The sequence below is a fragment of the Streptomyces sp. NPDC048643 genome, assembly GCF_040650615.1.
Taxonomy (GTDB): Bacteria; Actinomycetota; Actinomycetes; order Streptomycetales; family Streptomycetaceae; genus Streptomyces.
The window spans coordinates 40,710-58,325 of record NZ_JBEZHO010000058.1; the positions used below are offsets into that span (position 1 = coordinate 40,710).

13 protein-coding genes, 1 pseudogene and 1 riboswitch are annotated in these 17,616 nt (G+C 71.6%); of the genes and pseudogenes, 8 read left to right on the plus strand and 6 right to left on the minus strand.

Going from position 1 to position 17,616, the window contains the following annotated elements; all coding sequences use genetic code 11:
* Positions 1 to 176 precede the first annotated feature (176 nt).
* Positions 177 to 1,163 carry a sphingomyelin phosphodiesterase gene (sph, locus tag AB0C62_RS36345; RefSeq protein WP_362980640.1) on the plus strand — a complete coding sequence of 329 codons (987 nt, stop codon included), beginning with the start codon at positions 177 to 179 and terminating at the stop codon, positions 1,161 to 1,163.
* A gap of 68 nt (positions 1,164 to 1,231) precedes the next feature.
* Here sph and AB0C62_RS36350 read toward each other — a convergent pair whose 3' ends face one another.
* On the minus strand, positions 1,232 to 2,137 hold the full coding sequence (locus tag AB0C62_RS36350; protein WP_362980641.1) for an aldo/keto reductase: 906 nt from the start codon (positions 2,135 to 2,137) through the stop codon (positions 1,232 to 1,234).
* A gap of 193 nt (positions 2,138 to 2,330) precedes the next feature.
* Positions 2,331 to 3,152, minus strand: coding sequence for an alpha/beta hydrolase (locus AB0C62_RS36355; protein WP_362980642.1), 822 nt, complete (start codon positions 3,150 to 3,152; stop codon positions 2,331 to 2,333).
* Between the two features lie 264 nt (positions 3,153 to 3,416).
* Positions 3,417 to 3,511: riboswitch (TPP riboswitch) on the plus strand.
* Here AB0C62_RS36355 and AB0C62_RS36360 point away from each other — a divergent pair.
* From AB0C62_RS36360 to AB0C62_RS36380, 5 genes are all read left to right on the plus strand, one after another.
* The gene (locus AB0C62_RS36360) at positions 3,502 to 4,902 is read left to right on the plus strand and encodes a cytosine permease (RefSeq protein WP_362980644.1); all 1,401 of its coding nucleotides are present in this window, start codon (positions 3,502 to 3,504) and stop codon (positions 4,900 to 4,902) included. Its footprint overlaps the riboswitch before it by 10 nt.
* 84 nt (positions 4,903 to 4,986) lie before the next feature.
* Positions 4,987 to 5,784: a bifunctional hydroxymethylpyrimidine kinase/phosphomethylpyrimidine kinase gene (gene thiD, locus AB0C62_RS36365; protein ID WP_362980646.1), complete on the plus strand. Its 798-nt coding sequence runs from the start codon at positions 4,987 to 4,989 to the stop codon at positions 5,782 to 5,784.
* A gap of 190 nt (positions 5,785 to 5,974) precedes the next feature.
* Entirely contained in the window at positions 5,975 to 7,417 is a 1,443-nt protein-coding gene (gene gndA / locus AB0C62_RS36370) for an NADP-dependent phosphogluconate dehydrogenase (protein WP_362980648.1), read from the plus strand.
* A 418-nt stretch (positions 7,418 to 7,835) separates the two neighbouring features.
* Positions 7,836 to 8,672 carry a type II CAAX endopeptidase family protein gene (locus AB0C62_RS36375; RefSeq protein ID WP_362980650.1) on the plus strand — a complete coding sequence of 279 codons (837 nt, stop codon included), beginning with the start codon at positions 7,836 to 7,838 and terminating at the stop codon, positions 8,670 to 8,672.
* A gap of 115 nt (positions 8,673 to 8,787) precedes the next feature.
* Positions 8,788 to 9,381 carry a hypothetical protein gene (locus tag AB0C62_RS36380; protein ID WP_362980652.1) on the plus strand — a complete coding sequence of 198 codons (594 nt, stop codon included), beginning with the start codon at positions 8,788 to 8,790 and terminating at the stop codon, positions 9,379 to 9,381.
* Between the two features lie 124 nt (positions 9,382 to 9,505).
* Here the strand turns inward: AB0C62_RS36380 and AB0C62_RS36385 are convergent, their stop codons facing one another.
* From AB0C62_RS36385 to AB0C62_RS36400, 4 genes and pseudogenes are all read right to left on the minus strand, one after another.
* A complete protein-coding gene (locus AB0C62_RS36385) occupies positions 9,506 to 11,890 on the minus strand; it encodes a phosphoketolase family protein (protein ID WP_362980654.1) in 2,385 nt (794 codons plus the stop codon).
* A 232-nt stretch (positions 11,891 to 12,122) separates the two neighbouring features.
* Positions 12,123 to 12,695, minus strand: a pseudogene (locus tag AB0C62_RS36390) (hypothetical protein).
* Positions 12,696 to 12,929: 234 nt separating this feature from the next.
* Positions 12,930 to 14,252: an aldehyde dehydrogenase family protein gene (locus AB0C62_RS36395; RefSeq protein ID WP_362980656.1), complete on the minus strand. Its 1,323-nt coding sequence runs from the start codon at positions 14,250 to 14,252 to the stop codon at positions 12,930 to 12,932.
* A gap of 153 nt (positions 14,253 to 14,405) precedes the next feature.
* Positions 14,406 to 14,852, minus strand: coding sequence for a MarR family transcriptional regulator (locus AB0C62_RS36400; RefSeq protein WP_362980657.1), 447 nt, complete (start codon positions 14,850 to 14,852; stop codon positions 14,406 to 14,408).
* Positions 14,853 to 14,930: 78 nt separating this feature from the next.
* On the opposite strand from AB0C62_RS36400, the gene AB0C62_RS36405 reads away from it, so the two are divergent.
* Both AB0C62_RS36405 and urtA read left to right on the plus strand, forming a co-directional pair.
* A complete protein-coding gene (locus tag AB0C62_RS36405) occupies positions 14,931 to 16,043 on the plus strand; it encodes a substrate-binding domain-containing protein (protein ID WP_362980658.1) in 1,113 nt (370 codons plus the stop codon).
* 281 nt (positions 16,044 to 16,324) lie between these two features.
* Positions 16,325 to 17,548 carry an urea ABC transporter substrate-binding protein gene (urtA, locus tag AB0C62_RS36410; protein WP_362980660.1) on the plus strand — a complete coding sequence of 408 codons (1,224 nt, stop codon included), beginning with the start codon at positions 16,325 to 16,327 and terminating at the stop codon, positions 17,546 to 17,548.
* Positions 17,549 to 17,616: the final 68 nt, after the last annotated feature.

Genomic DNA, 17,616 nt, shown 5'->3' on the forward strand with positions numbered 1-17,616 from the left:
CACCCGAGGCGACGCCCCCGGCCCCGGCCCCGCGCGGATGCCCCCACGCGCGGCCGGGGGCATCCGGACGTACTTCTCGACGACATCCTTTCCGTGCACGGGAGTTACCTGACAGTAATCGCCGGTGATTTGATGTGCGGCGCCACTCAAGCCCCCCTCACCCTCAGGGAGACCCAGTGCCGCACTCCTCACTGCGCCGTGCGCAGTGCGCAGCCACCCTCGTTCTGTCGCTGACCGCCGCCGGGCTCGCCGGGGCCTCGCCCGCGGCGGCGGCCGGGGCCACGACGCCCTCGATGAAGGTGCTCACGTACAACGTCTTCCTCATGAGCAAGAACCTGTATCCCAACTGGGGCCAGGACCACCGGGCCGCCGAGATCCCGAAGACCTCGTTCTTCCGCGGGAACGACGTCGTGGTGCTGGAGGAGGCCTTCGACAACGCGGCGTCGGACGCGCTGAAGAGCGCGGCGGCGGCCGAATACCCGTACCAGACCCCCGTGGTGGGCCGCGGCAGGAGCGGCTGGGACGCGACCGGTGGGGCCTACTCCGCGACGACGCCCGAGGACGGCGGGGTCACCGTGCTGAGCAAGTGGCCGGTCCTGCGCAAGGAGCAGTACGTCTACAAGGACGCGTGCGGCTCCGACTGGTGGTCCAACAAGGGCTTCGCCTATGCGGTGTTGAACGTGAACGGGACCAAGGTGCACGTGATCGGCACGCATGCGCAGTCGACGGACTCCGGGTGCGGCACGGGTGAGGCGGCGTCGATGCGCGGCCGCCAGTTCAAGGCGATCGACGCCTTCCTGGACGCCAAGAACATCCCGGCGGACGAGCAGGTGCTGGTGGCGGGCGACATGAACGTCGACTCACGGAGCACGGAGTACGCCTCGATGCTCGCGGACGCGGACCTGGTGGGCGCGGACGCGCGGACCGGGCACCCGTACTCCTTCGACACCCGGCAGAACTCGATCGCCCTCGACCGCTATCCGGACGACCCCCGCGAGGACTTGGACCACGTCCTCCACCGGGCGGGGCACGCGCGCCCCGCCGGCTGGACGAACGAGGTCGTCAAGGAGCAGTGCGCGCCCTGGACGGTGTCCAGTTGGGGCACCGACTCCACGTACACGAACCTCTCCGACCACTACCCTCTGCGGGCCTCCGCCGGCTGAGTCGGCCGACTCCGCCCACGGGCCCCTGTCCCCGCTTCCGCTGATCGGAGCGGGGCAGGGGCCCGGTCTCAGACCTCCGCGGGCGACGCGTCGAGCCGGGCGAGTTCCGTGTCCGTCAGGCGCAGCGCGCCCGCGGCGATGTTCTCGGCCAGGTGGTCCGGGTTGCCCGTGCCGGGGATGGCGAGCACGTTCGGGCCCTGCCGCAGGGTCCAGGCGATGCGGATCTGCGCGGGGGTCGCGTCGTGCGCCGCGGCGACGGCGCGTACCTCGGCGTCCGTCGCGTCGCCCTGCGGGCCCAGCTCGCCGCCCTTGCCCGCGATGGCGTAGAACGGGACGAAGGCGATGCCGAGTTCGCCGCAGGCCCGCAGGAGGGCGTCGTTCTCCGGGGAGGTGCCGCCGAGCGCGTACCGGTTCTGCACGGAGACCACGGGGGCGATGGCACGGGCCTCGTCGAGGTGGGCGATGCCGACGTCGGAGATGCCGAGGTGCCGGATCATTCCGGCGTCGCGCAGTTCGGCGAGTGCTCCGAAGTGCTCGGCGATGGAGTCCTGGCGCATGCGGCGGAGGTACACCAGGTCCAGGTGGTCGCGGCCGAGCTGCCGCAGGTTCTCCTCGACGTGGGCGCGCAGTTGGTCGGGGCGGGCCGAGGTGCCCCACTCCCCCGCGTAGTCCCGGAAGGGCCCGACCTTGGTGGCGATGACAAGGTCGTCGGCGTACGGCGCCAGCGCGCTGTTGATCAGTTCGTTGGCGGAACGCAGCGAGGAGAAGTAGAAGGCGGCGGTGTCGATGTGGTCGACGCCCAGTTCGACCGCCCGGCGCAGCACGGCGATCGAGCGCTCGCGGTCGCTCGGCGTCCCGTGGTGGAAGGCCGCGCTGCCCGTCAGCCGCATCGCGCCGAAGCCGACGCGGTTGACGGTGAGGTCGCCCAGTGTCCAGGTGCCCGCGGCGGACGCGGTGATCGTTTCAGCGGTCATCGCGGCAGTCTCGCACACGCCCCGGAGGTGGCCGTTCGGGCAGGCGCGGCCGGTCAGGGCACTCACGTCGGGGGTGAGCCGGTGCGGTTCCGGTCGACGCGACGCCGTCTGCCGGCGCCCTTACTCACACGTGCAGTTGGGGGCGGCCTCCCCGAAGTGGCCCCCGGTGGGCCGGGGTTCAGGTGGGCTGGGTTCAGGTGGTGGCGGGACGGGTGATCCGTGCGGTGAAGGCGGCGACGTCGGCGACCACGCGTTCCGGCTGTTCCCAGTGGACGGCGTGCCCCGTGTTCTCGTACGGGAGGAGGTCCGCTCCGTGGACCGCGTCCAGGATCGTCTGCTGGTCCTCGCGGGTCAGGAAGCGGTCCTGCTCGCCCCAGATGACGAGGGTGGGCACCAGGATGCCCGCGAGGGTCGCGCCGAGGTCGGCGTCGAGGAGTCCGCGCCCGGTCTCCTGCCAGACGTGGGTCGGGAGCTTGAGGCCCTCCTCGACCATCGTCTCGACAAATCCGCGGGCGAGCGGGGCGGCGCTCGTGCCGGTGACGAACTCCTCGACGAACGCGCGGGGCACGGGGTCGGCGAGCCCGTCCAGGCTCTTCCGCCACGCGTCGGCCGCGGGCTTGTCCGCGAGGGTCCCGGGGACGCCGAGCAGGACGAGCCCGGCGACGCGGTCGGGGTGGCTGCCGGCGACGATCCGCGCGGGTATGCCGCCGGTGGACGCCGCGACGACTACGGCGCGCGGGATGTCGGCGGCGTCGAGGAAGGCGACCAGGTCGGCCGCGAAGTCGTCGGGGGTGTAACCGTCCGGCGGGCGGCCCGCGTCGCCGTGGCCGCGCTGCGTGGGCGCGTACCCGTGCAGGGACGGCGGAAGACGCCGCAGGAGGGGCTCGAAGGACCACCAGGAGTCGGCGAGACCGTGCACGAAGACGACCGGCGTACCACTGGGGTAGCCGGCTTCGGCGTACGGAAGGGTCAGCCCCTCGTTCACCTGCGCGGACTTCAGGGAGATCACGGTCACGGCGCGCTGCCTCCTTCCGCCCGGCCACCCGGGTCCTGGAACCCGGGAACGGAGAGCGGGCGGCGATCACCTCCGACACTACCGACGGGAGGCGCCCGGCGCGCTGCGGGTGGCCCGGCCGGGGGCCGGAGGAGCGGTGGGACCGGGCCCGGGCTGCCGCGCGCGACCGGGGGCCTGCCGGACCGGGCGGTCCTGGCGGAGCGATGGGGATGAGCGCAGGTCCGCCATACACAGGAGTGCGGGGATGGGGTTAGTGTGTCCGTCGTACCGGACACGGGGTGCCCCGTCCGAGGGCTGAGATCACACCCGTCGAACCTGAACCAGTTCGTACTGGCGGAGGGATGTCTTCATGCCTTTGGCGCATGTTTCCGGCGGGCTGCCCGCCGACAGCCGGCCGACCGTCTTCGACGGGTCGATGCCCGCGGCTCCCGGCGACCTGCGGGTGGAGGGGCACGGCATCGAACCGGTCCCCGAGGGCAACCGGTACGGCGGGCCCTGGCGCCTGTTCACCGTGTGGTTCGCCCCCAACCTGACGATGACGGGCGTGTTCACCGGCACCATCGGCATCGCGCTCGGTCTGGACTTCGGCACCGCCCTCGCGGCGGTCGTCCTCGGGACCGTGGTCGGTGCGCTGCCCACCGCCTACCTCAGTACCTGGGGCGGCCTCACCGGCACCGGCCAACTCCCCCTCGCTCGGCTCGCGTTCGGCCGGGCGGTGGCACTGCCCGGGCTCCTCCAGTGGCTGTCCTCGGTGGCCTGGGACGCGCTGATCGGGCTGTTCGGCGGGGACGCGCTGGCGCGGCTGTGCGGCTGGCCGTTCTGGGTCGGCGTCCTCGTGATGATGGCGGCGCAGGGGGCGCTCGGCGTCCTCGGTTACGAGGCGATCCATCGTCTGCAGATCGTCATGACGTTCGTGCTCGCGGTCGCGTTCGCGGTGATCGCGTGGCGGATGCTGGACGGGGTCCACCCCGCCGCGACCGGCTCCGCGACCGGCGCGGACCACATGGGGGCGTTCGTGCTCACCAGCACCATCGCGCTGAGCCTCTCGCTGTCCTGGGCTCCGTACGCCAGTGACTTCAGCCGCTATCTGCCGCGCACCACCTCCCGTCCGCGGATGTTCTGGTGCACCCTGCTCGGGCTCGTCGTGTCGTTCGTCGCCGTGCAGGCCCTCGGTCTGTGGGGCGCGTCCGTGCTGACCGACCAGACGGCGGCGGGTGTCGAGGCGTTGCTGGGCGGCGGGGTGGCGGGCGCGTTCGGGCTGCTCGCCGTGGCGCTGGCGGCGGTGTGCAGCAACGCGATGAACGACTACAGCGGTTCGCTCGCGTTGCAGACCCTCGGCGTGCGGATCCCGCGCCCGGTGGCGGCCGCGCTGGCGGCGGCGCTCGGGTTCCCGCTCGTGCTGTGGATGCACGCGGCGGACACCACGGCCCGCTTCCAGAACGTGCTGCTGTTCGTGGGCTACTGGATCCCCGGGTTCGTCGCGATCGTCGTCGTCGACTGGATCGCCCGCGCACGCGAGCGCGCCGGTGCACCCGTCGACCTCGCCGTCGAAAGCGCCCGCAGGTTCCCCGCATGGCCGTCCCTGCTGGCCTTCGTCGCCGCGTTCGGCGCGGCCGTTCCGTTCATGGACACCAGCCTGTACGTGGGTCCGGTGGCCGACGCGTTGCACGGCGCCGACCTCTCCTACTACGTGGCGTTCCTCGTCGCCCTCGCCCTCTACACACCCCTGCGACTGCGCCGCCGCGCCTAGGACGTGCCCAGAGGACCTCGGGCCGTCGAGCCGGGCGTCCCGCAGGTCGTGGAACTCCTTGCCGTACCCCGAGAGGAACCTCGTATGACCACGCCGCCCCGCGTCCTGACGATCGCCGGATCCGACTCCGGCGGAGGCGCCGGAATCCAGGCCGACCTGAAGACGATGCTGGCGCTCGGCGCCCACGGGATGAGTGTGCTCACGGCGGTGACCGCGCAGAACTCCGTCGGTGTGCAGGGGGCTTGGGAGTTGTCCGAGGACGCGGTGCGCGCCCAGTACCGCAGCGTCGTCGACGACATCGGCGTCCAGGCCGTCAAGACGGGCATGCTGTCGTCGCCCGCGCTCGTCACGACGGTCGCCGAACTCCTGGCGGACGTGGGAGCACCGGTCGTCGTCGATCCGGTCAGCGTCTCCAAGCACGGGCACCGGCTGCTGGCCGACGACGCGCTCGACGCCGTACGGCACCGGCTGTTGCCGCGGGCGACGGTGGCCACCCCGAACCTCGACGAGGTGGCCCAGCTCACCGGGGTGAAGGTGACGGACGAGGAGGGGATGCGGCGGGCCGCCGACCGACTCCTCGCGTACGGCCCGCGCTGGGTGCTGGTGAAGGGCGGTCATCTGCCGGGCGAGGCGGTCGACCTGCTCACCGACGGCACGGCGGAGCACTGGCTGCGCGCGCCCCGCCACGACAACCGGCATACGCACGGCACCGGTTGCACCCTCGCGTCGGCCGTCGCGGTGGGCCTGGCCGAGGGTCTGGCGGTGCCGGACGCCGTGCGGCGGGCCAAGGAGTACGTGACGGCGGCGATCGAGGCCGGTTTCCCGCTCGGTTCCGGCATCGGACCGGTGGACCACGGATGGGCGCTGCGCCCGGGCGCGTAAGCCGGGCTCCCGCTCCGGGAGTCGGCCTTCGGAGCACCCTCCGGAAGGACCGGACACACGCTCTCGTGCACCAGCCGGTGCCGGCGGTGAACATCACGGCCCCCGCCGTGCGTACTGATCGGCACAGCGACAGTCGTCTGCTCGCCCGTCAGGTACGCGGGGACGCAGATCCGGATCCAAGGAGCACACCATGAAGGCGACCGCGCAGATCGGCGTCACAGGGCTCGCCGTGATGGGCCGCAACCTGGCCCGCAACTTCGCCCGGAACGGCTACACCGTCGCCGTCCACAACCGCACCCCTGCCCGGACCAAGGCGTTGATCGAGGAGTTCGGGCACGAGGGGGCCTTCGTGCCCGCCGAGTCGGCGGAGGAGTTCGTCGCGGCGCTGGAACGCCCCCGCCGCCTGATGATCATGGTGCAGGCGGGTGCGGCCACCGACGCCGTCATCGACGAGTTCGCCCCGCTCCTCGAGGACGGCGACATGATCATCGACGGCGGCAACGCGCACTTCACCGACACCCGCCGCCGCGAGCAGTCGCTGCGCGAGCGCGGCATCCACTTCGTCGGCGCCGGGGTGTCCGGCGGCGAGGAGGGCGCCCTGCACGGGCCGAGCATCATGCCCGGCGGCTCACCGGAGTCGTACGCCTCGCTCGGCCCGATGTTCGAGTCGATCAGCGCCAAGGTGGACGGCGAGCCCTGTGCCACCCATATCGGCACGGACGGCGCCGGCCACTTCGTGAAGATGGTGCACAACGGCATCGAGTACGCCGACATGCAACTGATCGGCGAGGCCTACGACCTGCTCCGCCGGGTGGGCGGCTACACGCCCGCGCAGATCGCGGAGATCTTCCGGCGCTGGAACCGGGGCCGCCTCGACTCGTACCTGATCGAGATCACCGCCGAGGTCCTCGCGCACAAGGACGCCGCCACCGGGGAACCGTTCGTGGACGTCGTGGTCGACGCCGCGGGGCAGAAGGGCACCGGCCGCTGGACGGTGCAGACCGCCCTCGACCTCGGCTCGCCGGTCACCGCCATCGCGCAGGCGACCTTCGCACGTGCCGCCTCCAGCCAGGCCGGGCTGCGCGCCGCCTACCGTGACCTGCCCGGCGGCACCCACTGGGACCTGTCGGCGACGGAGGCCGAGCGTTTCACCAGTCAGGTCGAACACGCCCTGTACGCGTCGAAGTTGATCGCTTACGACCAGGGCTGGAAGATGATCCTGGACGCCGCCGCCGAGTACGGCTGGGACATCGACCTCGGCGAGGTGGCGAAGATCTGGCGCGGCGGCTGCATCGTCCGGGCCGCGTTCCTCGACCGGATCCGGGCCGCCTACGCGGTCGATCCGGGCCTGGTCAGTCTGCTCTCGGACGCGGGCTTCGCGACGGAGATCAAGGACGCGCAGGTGCCGTGGCGCGAGGTCGTCGCCACGGCCACCCGCAGAGGCGTTCCGGTGCCCGCCTTCTCCGCCGCCCTGTCGTACTACGACACCCTGCGCGCCGACCGGCTGCCGGCCGCGCTCACCCAGGGCCAGCGCGACTTCTTCGGCGCCCACACCTACCGGCGCACCGACCGCGAGGGCAGCTTCCACACCCTCTGGGGGGAGAGCTCGCGGGCGGAGACCGAGGTGCTGTGACGTCCGGCCGCCTACGAGCCGGTACGGAGCCGGCCGGACACCCGTCCCGGGGTCGTCCGGCCGCCTCGCCCCTGCACGCCACGCCACGCCGCGTCGCATGCCGTCGCGGACGCCGTCACGCGCAACTCGTCGCTGATGCCGACCGATGAGGAGGATCTCGGCACTCTGGACGCGGCCTGTCAGGAAGCGTCCGGGAGCCCCTCTACGCGGTCCCGGTCCGCGTTCGGCCGCCTCCACGGCAAAGGAGTTGGCGAAGACCTTCAGGCACGGGAATTCTGAGCGGGCGCCCCTCCCGTCGGTCAGGGGCGTTCCGCGACGCCGTGGCGACGGCTCCGTGAGAATCTGTCCACCAGACGCGGCGACCTCGGAGCGTGCCCGACGCGGTGGGACCGTCGCTGCCGGGCGAAGGGGCGAGACCGTGCGCGACAGAGTGGAAGCGACACCGCAGGACCGGCCCGGTCGCAGCCTGTCATGGCCGTGGTTCCTGGTCGTGGTGATCGTCTACGCGGGCGTCATCCAGGGCCTGGGGCGGATCGTCGGTGTGGACACCAGCTACTCCGAGAGCCAGTTCCCCAGCACCGCGTCCCTCGTGCGCAACGCGCTCGTCCCGATCGGGGCGTCGATCCTCTTCGGAGCCGGTGTCGTCACGTGGCTGGGCTGGTGGCGCGTGGTCCCCCACTACCGAGCGCCCGTCAGACGCTGGGTGCGCTGGGTACCGATCTCCATGATCGCCGCCGCCGTGATCGGCATGAACTACCCCCACCTCGCCGACCAGAGCGTCTCCCTCGTGGTCTGCCTGCTGCTCCTCGGCCTGTTCGTCGGCGTCGGCGAGGAGCTCATGTTCCGGGGCATCGGCGTCCACGTCTTCAGCCGGGCCGGATTCTCCGAGGGGAAGGTGGCGCTCTACTCCTCGGTCGTCTTCGGCCTCGTGCACATCAGCAATGCCCTCGGCGAGGGAGCGCAGGCCCTCGTGCAGGCCGTCGTCGTCTCCACCTCGGGCTACTTCTTCTACCTGTGCCTGCGCGTCGGCGGCACCCTCCTGCTGCCGATGCTCGTCCACGGCCTCTGGGACACCAGCCTGATCTCCAACCTCGTGGGCGACAGTCCGCAGGCCTCCCTGGGCATGGTCCTCGTCATCGTCCTCCAGGTCGTCCTGATCATCGTGCTGATCGTCAGGCGCCGGAGCGTCGAGCCCGCGTCCGAGGGTCTCTCCTCGCCCGCCGGGACCTCCCATCCGGGGCCTGACCGGGCCTGATGCCCGGGCCCGGCGTCGCCCGGTCCGCGTCCGCGGGCCGGGCGACGACCGCCCCCGCTCGCGCCCGCCCCGATCCGCTTGCACTGTTGGGGGTGTAGCTAGGAGGTGCGGTGCCATGCGCGGAGCACAGGGAGCACAGGGTGCGAGGCAGTGGTGCTGGCGCTGGCGGAGGAATCCGCTGCGGCGCCGGGACGACCTCGTCGAGGCGTGGATCGTGCTGGTCGTCTGGACGGTGATCGTGCTGGGCGGCGCCCTCGCCGGCCTGATGACGGCCCGTGCCGCCGGCGAGTCCTTCGACCGCCTGCGCAACGACCGGCATCCCGTCCCGGCCGTGCTGGTGGACAGCACCGGGTCGAACGTGCCGTCCGGTGAGGGCTCGGGCTACGAACAGGTCCGGGCCGGGGTTCGGTGGACCGCTCCGGACGGCTCGCCCCGGACCGGCCGCGCCCTGGTGGACGCCGGGCACAAGGCCGGCTCGAACGTCGTGATCTGGATGAACGGCAAGGGACAGCTCACCGGCGCGCCGCCCACCACCAGCGCTGCGGCCACCGAGGCGGCCCTGCTCGGAGCGGGCGCGGCGGTGGCGCTCGGTGGCGTGGCCCTCGCCGTCGGCGGCTTCGCCCGCTGGCGGCTCGACCAGCGGCGCTACGACCGGTGGGGACGCGAGTGGGAACGGCTCGGCCCGCAGTGGGGGCACAAGACACCGTGACGGCTGTCCGGCCGCACCCCACCGCTGACCCGCTCCCGTAGGTCGGCTCCTGAGCCGAGCGGGTCTGCCGGCCGGTCGTCTCCCGGTGCGTCGGGCCGCCGGCTCTCCCCGTTCCGCTCTCCGCTCAGCCGCTCCACGTCCAGTCCGCGACTTCGGGCAGGTCGGTGCCGTGCTCGCGGATCCAGACGTGGTGGCGGGAGCGGGCGTCCTCCATCCGCTGGCGCACGGTGGCGGCGCGGACGCCGAGACCGGGAACGCGGTCGATGACGTCCATGACGAGCCGGTAGCGGTCCAGGTCGTTGCGGACCACCATGTCGAACGGCGTCGTGGTGGTGCCCATCTCCTTGTAGCCGCGCACATGGAGGTTCGCGTGGCCGGTGCGGCGGTAGGCGAGGCGGTGGATGAGCCAGGGGTAGCCGTGGTACGCGAAGATCACCGGCTTGTCCGCGGTGAACAGCCCGTCGTACTCGAAGTCGCTCATCCCGTGCGGGTGTTCCTCGCGCGGCAGCAGCCGGGTCATGTCGACGACGTTGACGACCCGGAAGGCGACCTCGGGCAGATGGCGCCGGAGCAGGTCGGCGGCCGCCAGTACCTCCTGGGTGGGGACGTCGCCCGCACAGGCGAGGACGACCTCCGGTTCGCGCTCGACGCCCGGCGAGCCCGCCCACTCCCAGATGCCGGCGCCGCGCGCGCAGTGGTCGCGGGCCTGGTCCATGGACAGCCAGTCGAAGCAGGGCTGTTTGCCGGCGACGACGACGTTCACGTAGTCGCGGCTGCGCAGCACGTGGTCCGCCACGGACAGCAGGGTGTTGGCGTCCGGCGGCAGGTAGACGCGGACGACCTCGGGGCTCTTGTTCAGGACGTGGTCGACGAACCCGGGGTCCTGGTGCGAGAAGCCGTTGTGGTCCTGGCGCCAGACGTGCGACGTCAGCAGGTAGTTGAGGGAGGCGATGGGGGCGCGCCAGGCCAACTCGCGAGAGGTCTTGAGCCACTTGATGTGCTGGTTGACCATCGAGTCGACGATGTGCACGAACGCCTCGTAGCAGGAGAACAGCCCGTGCCGGCCGGTGAGGAGGTAGCCCTCCAGCCAGCCCTGGCAGAGGTGTTCGGACAGGACCTCCATGACGCGGCCGTGCCGTTCGAGGTGTTCGTCCACCGGAAGGGTCTCGGCCTGCCATGCCTTGCCGCTGGCGTGGTAGACGGCGTCCAGACGGTTGGAGGCGGTCTCGTCGGGGCCCACGAGCCGGAAGTCGCGGCGGTCCGTGGTCTCCCGCATGACGTGTTCGAGGAGGTCGCCCAGGATCCGGGTCGGCTCGTGCAGGGTGACGCCCGGCTTGTCGACGGGGACGGCGAAGCGCTCAAGGGGCGGCAGGGGCAGGTCCCGGACGAGGAGGCCGCCGTTGGCGTGCGGAGTGGCGCCGAGCCGGCGGTCGCCCTCGGGGACGCAGGCCAGCACGTCGGCGACCGGACGACCCTCGGCGTCGAAGAGCTCCTCGGGTCGGTAGGAACGCAGCCACTCCTCCAACTGCCGCAGGTGCTCCGGGTTTTCACGGACCGCGGACAGGGGGACCTGATGGGCGCGCCAGGTGCCCTCGACGGGCAGGCCGTCGACCACGGCGGGGCCGGTCCAGCCCTTCGGGGTGCGCAGCACGATCATGGGCCAGCGGGCGCGCTCGGTCACGCCCTCCTCGCGGGCCGTGCGCTGGAGGATCCCGATCCGGTCGAGGGCCCGGTCGAACGCCGCGGCCATGGCGCGGTGCACCTCGGCGGGGTCGTCGCCGGTGACGTGGATCGGGTCGTGGCCGTAGCCGCGCAGCAGCTCGTCGAGTTCCTCCTCGGGGAGCCGGGCGAGCACGGTCGGGTTGGCGATCTTGTAGCCGTTGAGGTGCAGGATCGGCAGGACCGCGCCGTCGTTGACCGGGTCGAGGAACTTGTTGGAGTGCCAGGACGCGGCCAGTGGTCCGGTCTCCGCCTCACCGTCACCGATGACGCAGGTGACCAGCAGGTCCGGGTTGTCGAAGGCGGCGCCGTAGGCGTGGGCGAGGGAGTAGCCGAGTTCGCCGCCCTCGTGGATCGATCCCGGTGTCTCGGGCGCGACATGGCTCGGGACGCCGCCGGGGAAGGAGAACTGCCGGAAGAGTTTCCCCATGCCCTCGGCGTCGCGGGACACGGAGGGGTAGGTCTGGCTGTAGGTGCCCTCCAGCCAGGAGTTGGCCAGCACGGCCGGGCCGCCGTGACCCGGGCCCCACACGCACAGCGCGTCGATCCCGCGCGCCTTGACGACCCGGTTGAGGTGGGTGTGGACCAGGTTGAGGCCGGGGGACGTACCCCAGTGGCCGAGGAGGCGGGGCTTGATGTGGTCAGGGGTGAGGGGCTCCGTGAGGAGCGGGTTCGCTAGCAGGTAGATCTGGCCCACGGCAAGGTAGTTGGCGGCCCGCCAGTGGGCGTCGAGGGTCCGGAGTTCGTCGTCGGTGAGTGCGGTGCTGTCCTGGTGTTCGGCCTCGGGCATGGTGACTCCGTACGTCATCGGGCTACGGCGGCGAGCAGGTCGTCGGGGAGCACGTCGGCGGGTCGGGCAGGCAAGGGCGGCACGGTCGGGCGGGGCGCACGGCGCGTCCGACGGGGGCCGGGCGGGAGCGCCGTTCGGAGCGGTCGGGCGGAAAGCGTCATGGCGAGTCGCCACCGGCGCGGTTCGGTGGTCCGGCCGAGCGACGCGGAGAGGCGGGGCGGGGCCACGGCCGTCACCTTCCCTCGCCGAACTCGAAGACGGTCCGGGCCTGGATCAGGCCGACCGACACCTCGTCGATCGGCTCGACGACCGGGTCGAGGGGTCTGGACCCCCGATCACCCGGGTCCGGCCCGCCGCGTGACGTGCCGGGACCCCGGCGAACTCCCGCCGGGTTCCCACAATCGAACGGATCACGCGGACGCCGTTCCAGCAGGCTGCCGAAGAGCGGGATCGGCATCGCGCCGTGCGTCGGCATCGCGTCGAGCACGAGCCTACCGTCCCGCCGCAACCCGCCCTGGACCTGCGAGAAGGGGGACTCCTCCGCCGCGAGCGCCGCCTCGGTGGGCGCCACGCCGTCGCCCTTGAGCACCTCGCGGAGGTTCTCCGGGCGGGCGCCGACGACGGTCTCGACGCCCACGGGCGGGCTCGGCCCGACCGGCCGGTCGCCGCGGACGACGCGGATCGCACTGCGGCACAGCCCGGGGACCTCAACGCGGACACGCACCCGGCCGGGGCCCGGCTCCGGGTCGGGGCGTTCCTCGATGACCGGCGGCTCACCGAACGCCCGGACGACTGCTGCCTTCATCGAAGCCTCTCCTCGCGCACGCCGGTCCCCTCAACACGGTGCCCGCAAGCGCGGCGATCCGCAGCGCGATACCGCCGATCAGGGCCCGCCCGATCCCGGGCGGGCCCTGCGGTGGACGGTGTTCCGGCCGCGCCTCACCTCGCGGATGACGGGGGGTGAGGCGCGTGGAGAGAGACTCGACGGGCCGACGGGTCGCCTGCTGCTCCCGTCGGCCCGTCGAGGGTCTCGGACCGCTCAGACCAGCGGCTTCTCCAGCACGGCCTTGCGGTGGCTGAACGTCTCGATCGAGTAGCGGCCGTGGTAGCTGCCCATGCCGCTCTCGCCGACGCCGCCGAAGGGGAGGTCGGAGACGGTCAGGTGGGCGAGCGGCAGTCCGAAGCCGAGGCCGCCGGAGGAGGTCTCGGCGGCGATCCGCTCCCGGGTGGTGTCCGACTCGGTGAACACGTACAGCGCGAGCGGCTTGTCGCGGTCGTTGATGAAGCCGATGGCCTCGTCGAGGTCCGCCACGGTGACGACGGGCAGGATCGGCCCGAAGATCTCCTCCCCCATGACGGGGGACTTCGGGTCGACGTCGGCGAGGACGGTCGGCGCGATGTACTTGGCGGCGCGGTCGCTGTCACCGCCGGTGACGGTGCGGCCGGAGCCGAGCAGTCCGGTGAGCCGGTCGAAGTGCCGCTCGTTGACGATCCGCCCGAACGCGGCGGACTCCTTCGGCTCCGGGCCGAAGAGCGCCGCGACGGCCTCGGCGAGCTTCGGCTCCAGTGCGCGGGCGGTCTCCGGGTCGGTGAGGACGTAGTCGGGCGCGACGCAGGTCTGCCCGGCGTTGAGGAACTTGCCGCGCACGAGCCGGTCGGCGACGACGGCCAGGTCGGTGCCGCGGTCGACGAACGCCGGTGACTTGCCGCCGAGTTCGAGGGCGACGGGGGTGAGGTGCTCGGCGGCGGCGCGCATGACGATCCGTCCGACGGTGCCGTTGCCGGTGTAGAAGATCTGGTCGAAACGCTCGGCCAGCAGGGCCGTCGTCTCGGGGACGCCGCCCTCGACGACGGCCACCGCGTCGGTGTCGAGGTACCGCGGGAGGAGGCGGGCGAGGGCGGCCGAGGTGGCCGGCGCCAGTTCGCTGGGCTTGGCGACCACGGCGTTGCCCGCGGCCAGCGCGCCGAGCATCGGGGTGAGGAGGAGCTGGACCGGATAGTTCCAGGGGGCGATGACGAGGACGACTCCCAGCGGGTCGTACCGCGTCCAGGCCGTGGCGTCCGCGCCGAGGTGCGCGGGGACGGGCGTCGGCTCGGGGCGCAGCCAGCCGTCGAGGTGCTCCAGGGTGTGGTCGATCTCGCGCACGGTGAAGTCGATCTCGGTACGGAAGGCTTCCGCGGAGCTCTTGCCGAGGTCCTTGTGGAGGGCGTCGGCCAGCTCCTCGCCGTGCGCGGTGAGCAGCTCGCGCAGCCGGCCCAGTTGCTCGGTGCGCCAGGCGAGCGGCTGGGTGCGGCCGGAGCGGAAGGTGGCGCGCAGCCGGGCGACGGTGGTGGCGGGCTCTTCGGTGGTCGAGTGGTTCACGGTGCCTCGCTGGTCGGGGCGCGGGCCGGGGGCCGGACGCGCACGTACTCCGCGGCCGGCGGGGAACACCGGCCACAGCTGGATGTATATGCCAACCTTTCACGGAGCGTGCGCATTCCGGGCCCGTGCCACTACTTTCCGCGACGACCCGCTTCAGAGCGTGCTGCGGGCGCCCGTCGCGTCGAGTGTCTCCGCCAGCCGTTCCAGCAGGGAGCGCAGCAGCGCGTCGTCCCCGTCGTCCAGCACCGGCCACCGCGCCCGGACCTCGCGGTCGACGCGCCGCCAGTACGTCACGCCGCGCGGGGTGAGGTGGGCGAGGACGCGGCGACGGTCGTGCGGATCGATCCGCCGGTAGACGAGGTTCTGGTCGACGAGATGGTCGATCAGCTTGGTGAGGGTGGCCGGGGGCAGGAAGACGGCCTCGGCGACGGCGGTCATGGGGTGGCCCGCGCCGTCGGAGAGCAGGACGAGCACCCGCCAGGCGTCGAGGGAGCAGCCGTCCTCGTCCAGGACGGCCCGCAGCCGCCGCGCGGCGAGGCGCTCGGCCCGGGTCAGCAGGTGCATCAGGTCCTGGGGCTGACGCGGCGATGGGGTCGGCATCCTGCTCCTCGCTCCCGTGGGGTGTACATGCTACGAGACGGATTGGAGTTCACCGGGGGGAGCCGGAATCATGACGCCATGTTCCGGCCCGCTTCGCCCTTGCCCGAGTGGTTCACGGCAGACGACTCCGTGTTCGGGGTGGCTCTCGTCCTCCCGTTGCAGGGACCGGCGGGCATGTTCGGGCCCACCTGCGAGTCGTGCGCGCAACTCGCGGCGGAGGAGGTCAACCGGGCGGGCGGAGTGCTCGGCAGGGAGCTGCGGCTGCTGCCGGTGGACGGCGGTGGGACACCGCGCGAAGTCGCCGACCATGTCGAGGCGTTGGTGGACGTGGGGGCCGTCCAGGGGGTGACGGGCTGGCACATCTCGTCGGTGCGTCAGGCGCTCGCGCCCAGGATCGCCCACCGCGTCCCCTACGTGTACACCGCGCTGTACGAGGGCGGCGAGCGGACGGCCGGCGTCTTCCTCACCAGCGAGACGCCGCGCGACCAACTCCGACCTGCCATGGGCCTGTTGGCGCACGAGCGGGGTCTGCGGCGCTGGTTCGTGGTGGGCAACGACTATGTGTGGCCGCGCCGCACGGCCCGGGCCGCCCACGGGTACGCCCGGGAGTCCGGCGGCAGCGTGCGAGGAGAGGTGTATCTGCCGCTGGGCACACACGACTTCGGAGCGGTCCTGCGCCGCATCGAGCGCACGGAGGCGGACGGTGTCGTCGTGCTGCTGGTCGGGAGTGACGCGGTGCGCTTCAACCGGGCGTTCGCCGCGGCGGGGCTCGACGCCCGGTGCGTCAGGCTGAGCACGCTGATGGACGAGAACATGCTGATGGCCAGCGGACCTTCGGCGACCTCCGACCTCTACAGCACGGCCGGGTTCTTCGCCTCACTGGCCAACCGGGACACCCTCGACTTCCACGGGCAGTACGCCGAGCGCTTCGGGACCGAGGCACCGGCCCTCTCCAGCCTCGGCGAATCGTGTTACGAGGGCGTGCTGTTGCTGGCCGCGCTCATCGGCCGGGCGAGATCCCTCGACGTGTCCGCGATCGGCGCGGCGGCCGAGACCGTGTCGTACGAGGGACCGCGCGGACTGCTGCATCTGCGGGACGGTCACGTACGCCAACGGATCTATCTGGCCCGGGCGGAGGGGCTGGACTTCGACGTGGTCGCCGAGCTCGACCTTCACGAACCCCGCCCTTGACAGCCCGTCACCTCCGCCAAGATACTTCCCGCAGGAACTAATCAAAATGCCTTGGGCTCATCATGAATTCGGCTGCCGAATTCCGCCCGGGGCATTTTCTGTTGCCCCGGGTGTTCCCCGCCGAGCCGCACCTGAGAGCGGGAAGATACGGCCGGGAAAGTAGAGTGAAACACCTTGGAAACAGGGTGACTTGAGGCTGTGGACCGCACTTCAGGAGGTTGTCTCCTCCACAGCCCGAGGGGGTTCTATTGTCCAGCGGTACCCGTATTCTGCGACGCCGGATGGCAGCCGGCGCCGCCGCACTCGCGGCCGTCGTCGCGCTCTCCGCCTGCGGCGCCAAGACCGACGCGGGCGGTACGTCGGACAAGGCCGCGCAGGCCGATGTCGGCGGCGACACCGTCAAGGTGGGCCTGCTCAACTCGCTGTCGGGCACGATGGCGATCAGCGAGGTGACCGTCCGCGACTCGCTGAAGCTGGCCATCGACGAGATCAACGCCTCGGGCGGGGTGCTCGGCAAGAAGATCAGGCCGATCAGCGAGGACGGCGCCTCGGACTGGCCGACCTTCGCCGAGAAGGCCAGCAAACTGATCAGGGAGGACCGGGTCGCGGCCACCTTCGGCTGCTGGACCTCCGCGAGCCGCAAGGCGGTCAAGCCGGTCTTCGAGAAGAACAAGTCGCTGCTCTTCTACCCCGTGCAGTACGAAGGACTTGAGCAGTCCCCGTACATCTTCTACACCGGCGCGACCACCAACCAGCAGATCGTGCCGGCCCTCGACTACCTCAAGTCGCAGGGGAAGAAGCGCATCTACCTGGTGGGCAGCGACTACGTCTTCCCGCGTACCGCCAACAAGGAGATCAAGGCGTACGCGAAGGCCAACGGCATGACGGTGCTCGGTGAGGACTACGCGCCGCTCGGGTCCACCGAGTTCAGCACGATCGCCAACAAGGTGAAGGCGTCGAAGGCGGACGCGGTCTTCAACACCCTGAACGGCGACTCGAACGTGGCCTTCTTCAAGGAGTACAAGTCCGCCGGTCTGACGGCCAAGGGCATGCCGGTCGTCTCGGTGTCGATCGCCGAGGAGGAGGTCAAGTCGATCGGCGCGCAGTACCTGGCGGGCCAGCTGACGGCCTGGAACTACTACCAGACCACCGCGGGGGCGGCGAACACCAAGTTCGTGAAGGCCTACAAGGCCAGGTACGGCAAGGACAAGCCGACCAGTGACCCGATGGAGGCCGCGTACACCTCGGTCTACCTGTGGAAGGCGATGGTCGAGAAGGCGAAGTCCTTCGACCCCGAGAAGGTGAAGGCCGCCTCCGACGGCATCACCTTCGACGCGCCCGAGGGCAAGGTCACCGTGGACGGCGCGACCCAGCACATCTACAAGACCGCCCGCATCGGAAAGATCGGCTCCGACGGGCTGATCGAGCAGGTCTGGGACTCCGGCAAGCCGATCAAGCCGGACCCCTACCTGAAGGGGTACGACTGGGCCTCCGGCCTCTCCTGACCACCCGTCGTGCGGGGGTCCGCGCTGCGGCCCGATCCCGAGGAGGTCGGCTCGACGGCTTTCGTGAC

Excerpts from the sequence above, each read along its gene's own strand:
- AB0C62_RS36350 (WP_362980641.1), bottom strand. The coding sequence starts at position 2,137 with ATGACCGCTGAAACGATCACCGCGTCCGCCGCGGGCACCTGGACACTG.
- AB0C62_RS36360 (WP_362980644.1), top strand. The coding sequence starts at position 3,502 with ATGCCTTTGGCGCATGTTTCCGGCGGGCTGCCCGCCGACAGCCGGCCG.
- thiD (WP_362980646.1), top strand. The coding sequence starts at position 4,987 with ATGACCACGCCGCCCCGCGTCCTGACGATCGCCGGATCCGACTCCGGC.
- gndA (WP_362980648.1), top strand. The coding sequence starts at position 5,975 with ATGAAGGCGACCGCGCAGATCGGCGTCACAGGGCTCGCCGTGATGGGC.
- AB0C62_RS36380 (WP_362980652.1), top strand. The coding sequence starts at position 8,788 with ATGCGCGGAGCACAGGGAGCACAGGGTGCGAGGCAGTGGTGCTGGCGC.
- AB0C62_RS36385 (WP_362980654.1), bottom strand. The coding sequence starts at position 11,890 with ATGCCCGAGGCCGAACACCAGGACAGCACCGCACTCACCGACGACGAA.
- AB0C62_RS36400 (WP_362980657.1), bottom strand. The coding sequence starts at position 14,852 with ATGCCGACCCCATCGCCGCGTCAGCCCCAGGACCTGATGCACCTGCTG.
- AB0C62_RS36405 (WP_362980658.1), top strand. The coding sequence starts at position 14,931 with ATGTTCCGGCCCGCTTCGCCCTTGCCCGAGTGGTTCACGGCAGACGAC.
- urtA (WP_362980660.1), top strand. The coding sequence starts at position 16,325 with ATGGCAGCCGGCGCCGCCGCACTCGCGGCCGTCGTCGCGCTCTCCGCC.